The organism is Streptomyces durbertensis (assembly GCF_014156695.1).
Lineage (GTDB): Bacteria > Actinomycetota > Actinomycetes > Streptomycetales > Streptomycetaceae > Streptomyces > Streptomyces durbertensis.
On sequence record NZ_WMLF01000168.1, the window covers coordinates 1 to 10,777 of the forward strand.

The window sequence follows — 10,777 nt, forward strand, 5'->3', positions numbered from 1 at the left end:
CCTGCCAGCTCCGCCGAGTGCGGATCGTCTGCCCCGTCGTGCGCCACCTGCCCCATGACATGGCACTTTAGTGCCGCTGTCCAGGAGGTGTCACCAGGGGTGCCCGCTACGGGGTACAACGTGCGATTGCTGCCGCCCACCCACCGGGATCCCCCAACATCCCCAACCCCGGTCGGTGGGCGGCAGACATGTTCTCCGGCCCCGTTGCCGGCGCTTTCCCGCCCTTCCCGGCTGGTTTCCGCCCGGCGAGACCGTCCTCCGAACCGCCCGTCAGGACGTGCCGAGGCGAGGCGGCTCCCGGCATGACGGGGCGGGCGTACCCCCGAACGGTCTAGGCTCCCGACATGCTCACGCCCAGCACGGACCGCCCCGTCCACGTCGTCGGCGCCGGCCCCGGCGGTCTTGCCACGGCCGCCGCGCTCCAGAGCCACGGGGTGCGCGCCCTGGTGATCGAGCGGGCCCAGACCGCGGGTGCCTCCTGGCGCGCCCGCCCCGACTCGTTGCGACTGCACACCACCCGTCGCCGCTCGGCCCTGCCCGGCCTCCGCATACCCCGTGCCGCCGGCCGCTGGCCGAGCGCTCCCGCGCTGGCCGACTACCTGGAGCGGTACGTCGAGCACCACGGCCTGGAGATCGCCACCGGCGTGGCCGTGAGCCGGGTCGACCGGGCCGACCCCGGGGACCCGGGTGCCGGCTGGCTGCTGCGGGCGAACGGCGGGCGGCTGCTGCACGCCCCCACGGTCGTGCTGGCCACCGGGCGGCACGCCACCCCGTTCGTCCCCGACTGGCCGGGCCTCGACGGCTTCCCCGGGGAGGTGCTGCACTCCGCGCACTACCGCGACGCCGGACGCTACAAGGGCCTGGACGTGCTGGTGGTGGGCGCCGGCAACTCGGGCGCCGAGACCGCGCTGGACCTCGTGCGCGGCGGGGCGGCGGCCGTACGCCTGGCGGTGCGGACACCGCCGCACGTGATGCGGCGCGCCACCCTCGGCTGGCCCGCCCAGTACTCCGCCGTCATGCTGCGCCGGGCCCCCGCCCTCCTGGGGGACGGACTGACCTGGGCCACACGCCGCCTCACCGGCCCCGACCTGACCGGCCAGGGCCTCCCCGGACCGGACGCGGGACGGTTCACCCGGGCCCGGCAGGGCGCGTTCCCGGTGCTGGTGCCGGGCTTCGTGCGGGCGGTACGGCGCGGCTGGATCCGCCCGGTGGCCGCCGTCGAGTCCTTCGACGGCCCCCGGGTGCGGCTGGCCGACGGCAGCCACCTCGCGCCGGACGTCATCGTCGCCGCCACCGGCTACCACTCGGGGCTCGCCGAACTGGTCGGCCATCTCGGTGTGTTGGACGAGTACGAACGCCCGCTCGCCCACGGCGCGCGCACCGCGCCCGGTGCCCCGCACCTCCACTTCACCGGCCAGACCAACCCGCTCAGCGGGACACTGCGCGAACTCGCCCTGGACGCCGAGCGCGTCGCGCGCGCCGTGAGCCGTGCGCACCGGCGACGCTCGGGTGGACGGGCCGCACCCGCGGAGTCCGCACCGGAGGCCACCACCGCGACGCGGGGGTGAACCACCGCCGTACGGCGGCGAGTCACGGCCACGCTGGAGTGAACCAGGGCTGCCCGGGGGCGAGTCACAGCCACGCGAGGGTGAACCACCGCCGGACGCCGCCTCCCCCGACCGGGGGACGCCCCGCCGCCGCCCGGCCCCGGCGGCGGGCCCCGGCGGCGGGCCCGCCCGGAACCCGTGGAACCGGGCGGAAGCGACAACCGCGACAATGAGCGGATGTCCACGCTGTTCGGCACAAGCACAACACCCCCGCCGCCCCTGCCGCTTGCCGGGCCGGCCCGCGGGTCCCGCCGGTGAGCGGGCGTACCCGGCCCCACGGGACCGAGCGGTGGGCGGCCGCCTGCTGGGGGCTGCTCGGTCTTGCCCTGGGCGCGGTGGCGGCCGTGCTGCTGCTCGTCCACGTCCCCGAACGACTGGACCGGGAGCGGGACTTCGACGCCGTAGGCCGGTGCGCGGCGGCTGATCCGCCCGCCGGGTGCGACCGGCTCGCGGCCACCGTGCGGGAGGCGGTCAGCGAGCACCGGAACCGCAAGACCTACCACCGGCTCACCCTGTCCGACACCGAAGGAACCACCCACCTGGTGGAGATGCTCGGCCGCCACCCGGTGTTCGACGCCGTCTCCCCCGGCGACCGGGTCACCATGACCGTGTGGCGCGAGCAGGTCCGCCGGGTGGACTTCGGCGGGTTGCGCCAGGAGACCACCGCGACTCCCACCGGCGCCTACCGGCTCCCCGCGGCCGCCGGCCTGTCGACCCTTGTGGGCTGCCTGGGCTTCCTGTGGGCCGCCTGGTGGTGGGCGCGCCGGAACGCCGAGTCCCCCGAGCGTGAGCCCCGGCAGGTGACCGTGGTGGTGCTCGCCGCGCTCGCCGGCGCGGGGATCGCCTTCGTCGCCCCGCTGGTCACCGGCGACATGCGGACGGCGCTGCTGGTCGCCGCCGTCGCCGAGCTGCCGGTGGCGGGGGTGGCGACGCTGCTCGTGCGGCACCACCGCCGCCACGCGGGACGGTCCTTCGGCGCGGCACCGCTGCCGCCCCGGGACGAACGCTGCTTCCCCGGCGGCGTGCTCGGGGACGTGCCGTACGCCGTGCCCGGTTACGACCATCTGGTGGCGGGGCCGGGATTCCTGGCGGCCACCCCGGACCCGACGGGCCGCGTGGCGCGGCGTCCGCTTCCCGGCACGCTGGTGGTGGAGCGGGTGCGACTCCCGCACCGCGGGGACCCCGGCGGGGTGCCGGCCCCGGGCAGCCACGTCGTGCAGTGCCGGGACGGTGAGACGCCGGTGTACATCGTCACCGACCGGGCGGACGTGCCCTGGGTGCTCGGCGCGTTGGACGCCCGGCGGGAAGTGCTGCCGCGCGGCGGGAGTGAGGAGGGCTGAGCCCGCCGCGGGGGCGCCGCGCTCGACGGGCGGCGGCGCTCAGGGACGGCGCGCGGCGGGGCTCAGACGGTGTTCAGCGCGGCGACGGGCGGCGGCGCCGCGTGAGTGGGGCGCTGGGCGTCCAGCTCGCACCAGATGCGCTTGCCTTGGGCGTCGCAGTCCCAGCCCCAGCGGTCGGCGAGGCCGTCGACCAGTTCCAGGCCGCGGCCGCCGGTGTCGTCTCCGCCCGCGTGCCGCCGGCAGGGGGCGCGGGTGCTGCCGTCGGCGACCTCGACCCGCACGGCGCACCCCTCGGCCTCGGCCTGCCGGGCGGGCAGCAGCATGCGCAGCACGGAGGGACATCCGGCGTGCACCACGGCGTTGGTGACCAGCTCGGAGATCAGCAGGATCAGCGTCTCGCCGAGTGGACCGTCAGCGCTGATGCCGCAGCCGGCCAGTCGGGAGCGGGCCCACCGACGGGCACGGCCGACCTCCATGGGATCGGTACCGATCTCCAGCTGTACCTGAAGCACGTGCACTGCTCACACCACCAAAACCGACAAAGTCACTGATCGTGACCCCGGAGCACCACAGCGTGCTGGATGGATCGCCTGCGGACAAGGGCTTCAGGCATATTCCGGCGCAAAGGAGTACACACACGCCGTCGTGTGCGAGGGCCGGCCGGCGGAGTCGAACACACTCCCGCACGGAAACGCGCCTGAAACACTCGCATTCATGTGAGCGTACCGGAGCACGCCCGGCGCCGCGGAAGTCGATCAGTCACGACCTGGTTTCATCTCCCGGCGCAGCCGCGAACCTGGTGCGCTCAGGCGGACAGCGGGCGGGCCGTCGCGTCGGTGGCCGCCGTCAGATCCGGGTAGCAGGCGAAGAGCCGGCGCACCCCGAGCGCGGCGAGCACCCGGTTGACGTGCGAGCCGTCCACCGCGCCGCGCGCCGGCAGGATCAGCCGCAGCCGGCCCGCGCACGAGTGCATCAACCGCCGCGAGGCGATCAGCACCCCGACCCCGCTGGAGTCGCAGAACAGCACCTCGGTCAGGTCCAGCACCAGGTCGCGACGGCCCTCGGCGACGGCGTCGTGCACGTGTTGCCTGACGAGAGGCGAGGTCACCAGGTCCAGCTCGCCGGACACCCGCAGGACGGCCCACTCCCCCCGCGACTCCTGCAACACCTTCAGCATGACGCGCCCTCTGCTCCCGGTCCGCGAGCCGGCACCGCCGGCTCCTCACCGCCTCGGCTGCCCTGCGGGCCGGCACCGAAACGAACTCCCCCACGCGAGCCTACGCGCAAGGTGTCCCCCTTTCCCTCACAGTTCCGGTCATCGCCGGTCGAATACGGCGACAAACAACCAGTATCAGCTGAGAATCGACACACAGGGGCGGTAAGTGCCCCCGGAATCGAGCACAATGTGACGAGACCACCACCATCCGCGATGGGCTTGGGGGCGCACATTGCCGCAAAGGGGCGTGCGTTGTCACCCCCTCGCACTACATTCGGGTAAGAGCGAAGGGCTGGGGGCGGATCAGCATGGCGCACGACACACCACCCCGCTGGGACCGCAAGATGCAGCAGCGGCTGTCCCGCGGGGAGGCGGCGGCACTCGGCGAGCTGTACGACCAGTTCGCGGTGCTGGTCCACGGCCTCGCCCACCGCGTCCTGGAGGACGAGGACGAGGCGGACGCCGTCACCCGGGAGATCTTCGCCCGGATCTGGGAGCATCCCGAGCGCTTCGACCCGCGCAAGGGGTCGATGCGCTCGTGGATCGCCGGCCTGACACAGGAGTTGTCCGTACAGCGCCTCCGGCGGCACCGCTCGGCCGACCGCCCGGCGGAAGTGGTGGAGCAGCAGGTCGCGGCGGCCTCGGCGGCCGCCCGCGCCGACTACATCAGGAACAGCATGCCCGCCTCGCTGCGCGCGGCGCTGGAGTTGGCGTACATTCACCGCAGGGACTACCGGCAGACGGCCCTCCAACTCGGCGTCACGGAGGACGAGGCCAGACGCCGGTTGCGGCTGGGGCTCCAGTTGCTGTCCACAGCCGCGAGCGGCGCCCTCCCGGCGCTCGGCCGACCAGGACTCGGGAGTGAGCGGTGAACGATCCGCAGGAGCCGGGGCGCGCTCCGGGCGACGAGGGCCCCGCCCGCGGGCCGCTCATCCCGCCGCCGCGCTCGGCCGCCGACGACCGTCCGCCGCGAGCCAGACCGCCGCGCCCGCGAGGCGTCCCCTCACCGAGGGCGGGCTCCCCACCGCCCACGGCACCCCCGAGCGGCACGGGCGACCGCGCCCGCCGCCGCCCCGAGCGCGCGGACCACGCCGACGCCGTACAGCCGCTGCGCCCGGTGCCGACCCCGGTGGAACCGGAGCCCCCGGAGCCCGTGCAGGCCGCGGCGGCCGCCGAGCGCTGGACGGACGCGGTGCCGCCCGAACCCGCCGGGGCGTCGGCGGGCGACCGGCGACCGCCCGGCGACAGCGAGCCGTCCACGGCCCAGGCGCCACCCGACGACACCGGATCCCACCGCGCAGGCGGTGAACCCGGGGCGGGCGGCACGGCCGCGCGGGCCGAGCCCGGCCGACCGTCGGCCGCCGCGGGGTTCGACCACCGCGTGCTGAAGTCGCTGCTCGGCGCCTGGGCGTTGGCCGCGTGCTCAGCTCAGGAGACCGCTGCCGTCGAGGCGCACCTCACCGACTGCGCGCCGTGCGCCGGGGAGGCCCTGCGACTGCGCGACGCCGTGGCGCTGCTGCATCCCGAGGACAACCTCGACCTCGATCCGCGCCTGCGGAGCCGGGTGCTGGAGGGTGCGTTGGGCCGTCGCCCGGCGCGCATACCGATACCCGACTGGGCCGAGCCGTTCGACGCCGAGACGGCCCGACTGGACGCGCTGCTGCGGGACATGGCCGACGCCGAGTGGCGGGCCCCGGTCCGGCTGCGCTGGTTCGAGGGCGAGCGGGAGCACTCGCGCACGGCGACGGTCGCCGAGGTCATCGCCCACCTGACGGCGGTGGACGGCCTGCTCGCCGGCCAGTTGGGCTTGCCCGACCCGCTCGCCGCCCTCGCCGACGAGCCCGGCGGGCCGCCGCTCGCCACGCTGGTCGACCCGGCGAGGCGCACCGAGGCCTACTGGCGCTCGGCTGTCACGCCCGAGGGCCGTCTGGTGCACGGACCCTGGCGGGAGCAGACGCACGCCCTGATGCGCGGCGCCTCGTTCGCGGACGCGACGGCGGCCGAACGCGAGGTGCGCGGCGTCCGGCTGCCGCTGCGGGACGCCTTCCTCGACCGCGCCTTCGAGTGCTGGACGCACGCCGTGGACATCGCCGACGCCGTCGACTACCCGCATCCGGCGCCGGAGGGCGCCCATCTGCGCCAGCTGATCGGGCTGGCGGCCCGCACCCTGCCCTTTGTGCTCGCCGACCGGCGCCGGGCCGGACTCGCCGCCCAACCCAGGCACCTGTCGGTGGCCGGGGCGCCCGGCCGCACGCTGCACCTGGAGGTCGAGGGCAGCGGCGGAGGCGACTGGTACATCGCACTGGACAACCCCACGGCCGACGCCGGGCCGGAGGGCGCGGTCGCCCATGTCGCGATGGACGGCGTGGAGTTCTGCCAGCTTGTCGCCGGCCACGTCTCCCCGCTCGACGCGGCGGCGGGCGCGGAGGGCGACCCGCAGGCCATCCGGGACGTGCTCTTCGCCACCGCCTCGATGTCGAGGCTGTGACGGACGGGGCGCGCGGTCCGGACGGCGTCACCGCGCCGTCCGGACCGGGTCAGGGCGGCGTCAGGCGAAGACCACCGTGCGGTGCCCGTTGAGCAGCACCCGGCGCTCGCTGTGCCACTTCACCGCGCGCGCCAGCGCCTGGCACTCCACGTCCCGTCCGACGGCGACGAGCTGTTCGGGCGTCGCCTCGTGGCCGACGCGCTCGACCTCCTGCTCGATGATCGGGCCCTCGTCGAGGTCCGCGGTCACGTAGTGCGCCGTCGCGCCGATCAGCTTCACGCCCCTGGCGTGCGCCTGGTGGTACGGCTTGGCGCCCTTGAAGCTCGGCAGGAAGGAGTGGTGGATGTTGATGATCCGCCCCTCCAGCGCCTTGCACAGGTCGTCCGAGAGCACCTGCATGTAGCGCGCGAGCACGACCAGTTCGACGCCCTCCTCGCGGACGAGGTCGAGCAGCCGCGCCTCCGCCTCCGCCTTGGTGTCCCGGGTCACCGGGACGTGATGGAACGGCACACCGTAGGAGGCGGCGAGCTCCGCGAAGTCGGTGTGGTTGGAGACCACCGCGGCGATCTCGACCGGCAGCGCGCCGATCTTCGCGCGGAAGAGCAGGTCGTTCAGGCAGTGGCCGAAGCGGCTGACCATGATGATCACCCGCGTCCTGCGGTCGGCGTGGTGCATCTGCCAGTCCATGTGGAACGAGTCGCCGATCGCCGCGAAGCTCGCCCGCAGCTTCTCCAGCGTCGCCGGGGCCTCGGCGCTGAAGTGCACCCGCATGAAGAACAGGCCCGTGTCGTGGTCGCCGAACTGCTGGCTGTCCTCGATGTTGCAGCCGGTCATGAACAGGTAGCTGGAGACCGCGTGCACGATGCCCTGTTTGTCCGGGCAGGACAGCGTGAGGACGTACTGCTCGGGCCGGGGTGACCGACCGGTTCCGGCGGCGGCCGGCTGGTTCGACTGGCTCGGGCTCGACGGGCTCGATGGACGCGACGCACTCATGGCAACAGCGTCCCACATCGCAGGCGCCGCACCGGACGCCCGACCGCCAGTCGGACGGCCGGGTGGACGCGCGGTGGCCCGCGTCGGCGCGCGGGCGGTTCCCCGCGCGGGCGCCTCACACGGCGCGCAGCATGATCGCCAGCACGTCGAGCGACTTCGGCGGCTCGTCCGGGTCCTCGCCGTCGTTGACGGTCAGCAGTACGTGCGCCTCCCGCGCCGCCAGCGTCGCCTCCGGCCAGCCCGGGTGCTCCAGGTAGGAGGCGGCGGGGGCGTCGGCGCCGACCTGGTGCACGATGCGCAGCACCCGGAGCACGGCGGCGTCCACCGCGGCCGCCTCACGGGCGTCGCGGAAGATCGTGCCCACGTACTTCTCCGCCGACCAGCTGTCCAGCCAGGTGTCCTCCACCAGCCGGTAGACCGCGTCCGTGACGTCGCCGTAGCCCGGCAGGCCGGCCAGCCAGCACTCCCGCTGGAAGACGGGGTCGGACAGCATGTGCAGCGCTGAGCGCACGTTGCAGCGCCAACGCCACCAGGGCACGTCTTTCACCGGCATGTCGCCCATGGTGGGGGAACGACTGCCACGACGGGAAGACCTATCGGCGGTTCGCACAGTCCTCGATCGTACGTTCCGAGGACAAACGGCACGGCCCGCCCCCTCCAATTCACCCGGTCGTCACCATGAGTTCCCCGGTCATCACTCGGTCGTTACGAGCGGCGCGGCAGGGTGCATGGACATGACCGCTCGGCGCCGTACCCCGCCCAGTCCGAACGCCTCGCGCACCTCGAACGACCGGCGCGCCTCGACCACCACCCGCCGCCCACCGCGCGTCGCCGCGCTCGGCACCGCCATGGCCATGGCCGGTGTCGCCCTGCTCAGCGGCTGCGGCGGCCTGCCCGGCCTCAACGGCGGCAGCGCCTCCGGGGACCCGATCACGGTGATGACCTGGGCACCGGTGAAGACCCAGGCCACCAACATGCCCGGAATGCCCGCGCTTGCCAAGACCTACGCACGCTGGGTCAACGCCAACGGCGGCATCGCCGGCCGCAAGCTCCGCGTGATCACCTGCAACGAGGGGAACGACAGCGTGCGCGCCGCCGCGTGCGCCAAACGCGCCCGCGACGAGGGCGCGCTGGCCGTCGTCGGCTCCTACAGCCAGCACGGCCACTCCTTCATGCCGCACCTGGAGAGCGTCGGCATCCCCTACCTCGGCGGCTACGGGAACTCCGCCGAGGAGTTCACCAGCCCGCTCTCCTACCCGGTCAACGGCGGCCAGGCCGCGCTTGTCGCCGGCAACGGACGGCAACTCGCCGAACGCTGCGAGAAGGTCTCCCTCGTACGGCCCGACACCATCGCCGGCGACGAACTGCCCGGCCTGTTCAACGCCGGTCTGGCCGGCGGCAAGCGCGACCGGGCCACCGACGTGCGGGCCCCGGAGGACTCGGCCGACTACACCGCCGAGGCCGAGCGCGCACTCACCGCAGCGGGCGCGGGGAAGGCCCCCGCCGGCAGCGGCCCGGCCGGTAACGACCCCGTCGGCGGCGACCCCGCAGGCGGCGGAACCGGCATCGTGGGCGCGGCCGCCCCGGCCGAAGCACCCGGCTCCTGTGTGAGCGCCGCGCTCGGCGGCCGCACGTCCACCTTCTTCGACTCCTTCTTCCGTCAGCAGCGCGAACACGGCCGGGTGGAGATCGGCTCCGTGCTCGGCAGTGTCGAGCAGTCCCTGGTGAACCGCACCGGCGGCGGCAAGGGCCCTCTGGAGGGCGCCAACGTCACGAGTTGGTACCCCGCCGGCGGCGAACCCGTGTGGGACCAGATGAAGGACGTCGTCCGCGAGTACGCCTTCGGCGACAACCGCATCGACACCTACGACCCGGGCGTGCAGACCACCTGGGTCGCCTACACCGTGCTGCACCGGGTGCTGGAGACGCTCGACGGCGGCAAGGTCACCCGGCAGGCCATCCAACGCCAGCTCGACGTCGGCGACCCCGTCAGCACCGGCGGGATCACCCCGCCGCTCGGCTGGCGCTACGAGGACCTGCTCGGCACCCGCTCCTACCCGCGCCTGGTGAACCCGATGGTCAACTTCCAGCGGGTGGAGAAGGGCCGACTGGTCGCCGCCCAGCGCGACCCCGTCAACATCGCGTCGACGCTGGAAAGCGCCGGAAGCCGCTGAGACCTCCGCGGGTGGACGGGCCCGTTGAACGGCGGCGGGGGCACCGGGTGCGGCCGCCCCCGCCGAACCGCGTCCTCGCACCTCAGAGTTGGGTGGCCTGGCGCTCGGCGAGCCCGTACTGGCGGGCCGTCGGGTTCCACAGCCGGGCCGCCGCCTGCTTCGCCTGGGTCGCCTCACCACTGGCCCGGTTGGCGCGTGCCAGTTCGTTCGTCGACCGGGCCTGACCGTTGCGGCAGCCGCGCGGCCGGGCCACCCGGTCCGCCCACGCCGCGTAGTGGTCGTCAGCGGCGGCGGACGCCTTCCACGCCTTGGTGAGCTGCTCGGTCAACCGCTCGTGGTTCGGCAGCTCGTTCACCGAGATGCCCTCCAGCCTTGTCACCAGGCCGTTGCGCTGCCGCGCAGCGTCCCGCAGGTCGCTCGCCGCCTTCTCCAGGTTCTGGCACTTCCTGATGTTCTCGACCGATCTGATCACCGCGTCACGGCTGTTGTTGCTGTCGGCGAGCAACTTGTCCAGTGCCTTGGCCTGTTCCTCCGCCGGGTCCTTCGTCTCCTCCGGCTCCGGCGTCGGCTCCGGCTCCGCCGGATCCTCGACGGGCGGCGCGCTGGACACGGCCCCCTGCGGCTGGGTGGCCTCACCACCGCCGCTCTTGCCGCCCAACGCGGCACCGGCGACCAGACCTCCGGTGACCAGGACGGCAGCACCGGCCGCACCCAGCAGCAGCGGCCGCCGCCGGCTGCCGGCCGCGTCCGCCGCACGGCGCTCGGCCCGCGTACCGCCCGCCGGGGGCGCGCCCGCCTTCTGCTTGGCGCTCGCCTGCTCGAAGAGCGAGATGCTGCCCTCCGGCGCCCGGGACCGCGGACGCGCCGCACCGGCCGGCCGGAACAGACCCTCGAACTCCTCCGGCGTGCGGCGTTCCGCCTCCGAGTCCCCGGCCGCCGCGCCCCCCGCCGCACCGGAC

9 protein-coding genes and 1 pseudogene are annotated in these 10,777 nt (G+C 74.4%); 5 read left to right on the forward strand and 5 right to left on the reverse strand.

All coding sequences use genetic code 11. The features are described from left to right. The first annotated feature begins 344 nt into the window (after positions 1-344). Positions 345-1,568 (forward strand): flavin-containing monooxygenase, encoded by a 1,224-nt coding sequence (locus GL263_RS13330; protein ID WP_182855897.1) that lies wholly within the window; start codon positions 345-347, stop codon positions 1,566-1,568. 293 nt (positions 1,569-1,861) lie between these two features. After that, entirely contained in the window at positions 1,862-2,947 is a 1,086-nt protein-coding gene (locus GL263_RS13335) for a hypothetical protein (RefSeq protein WP_182855898.1), read from the forward strand. Positions 2,948-3,009: 62 nt separating this feature from the next. Here the strand turns inward: GL263_RS13335 and GL263_RS13340 are convergent, their stop codons facing one another. Both GL263_RS13340 and GL263_RS13345 read right to left on the reverse strand, forming a co-directional pair. Then, positions 3,010-3,465, reverse strand: coding sequence for an ATP-binding protein (locus tag GL263_RS13340; RefSeq protein ID WP_182855899.1), 456 nt, complete (start codon positions 3,463-3,465; stop codon positions 3,010-3,012). A 287-nt stretch (positions 3,466-3,752) separates the two neighbouring features. Then, positions 3,753-4,124 (reverse strand): STAS domain-containing protein, encoded by a 372-nt coding sequence (locus GL263_RS13345; protein ID WP_182855900.1) that lies wholly within the window; start codon positions 4,122-4,124, stop codon positions 3,753-3,755. Positions 4,125-4,471: 347 nt separating this feature from the next. Here GL263_RS13345 and GL263_RS13350 point away from each other — a divergent pair, with 347 nt between their 5' ends. After that, positions 4,472-5,035, forward strand: coding sequence for a sigma-70 family RNA polymerase sigma factor (locus GL263_RS13350; protein WP_182855901.1), 564 nt, complete (start codon positions 4,472-4,474; stop codon positions 5,033-5,035). After that, positions 5,032-6,651 (forward strand): zf-HC2 domain-containing protein, encoded by a 1,620-nt coding sequence (locus tag GL263_RS13355; protein ID WP_323379381.1) that lies wholly within the window; start codon positions 5,032-5,034, stop codon positions 6,649-6,651. Before GL263_RS13350 ends, GL263_RS13355 begins: the two co-directional genes overlap by 4 nt. 60 nt (positions 6,652-6,711) lie before the next feature. Here GL263_RS13355 and purU read toward each other — a convergent pair whose 3' ends face one another. Further along, positions 6,712-7,644 (reverse strand): formyltetrahydrofolate deformylase, encoded by a 933-nt coding sequence (gene purU, locus GL263_RS13360; protein ID WP_182855902.1) that lies wholly within the window; start codon positions 7,642-7,644, stop codon positions 6,712-6,714. A gap of 115 nt (positions 7,645-7,759) precedes the next feature. After that, entirely contained in the window at positions 7,760-8,206 is a 447-nt protein-coding gene (locus GL263_RS13365; RefSeq protein ID WP_182855903.1) for an SCO4402 family protein, read from the reverse strand. A gap of 172 nt (positions 8,207-8,378) precedes the next feature. Between GL263_RS13365 and GL263_RS13370 the strand changes: the two genes are divergently transcribed. Continuing rightward, the gene (locus GL263_RS13370; protein WP_182855904.1) at positions 8,379-9,818 is read left to right on the forward strand and encodes an ABC transporter substrate-binding protein; all 1,440 of its coding nucleotides are present in this window, start codon (positions 8,379-8,381) and stop codon (positions 9,816-9,818) included. Positions 9,819-9,900: 82 nt separating this feature from the next. Here GL263_RS13370 and GL263_RS13375 read toward each other — a convergent pair. After that, positions 9,901-10,777, reverse strand: a pseudogene (locus tag GL263_RS13375) (hypothetical protein); the annotation flags it as partial.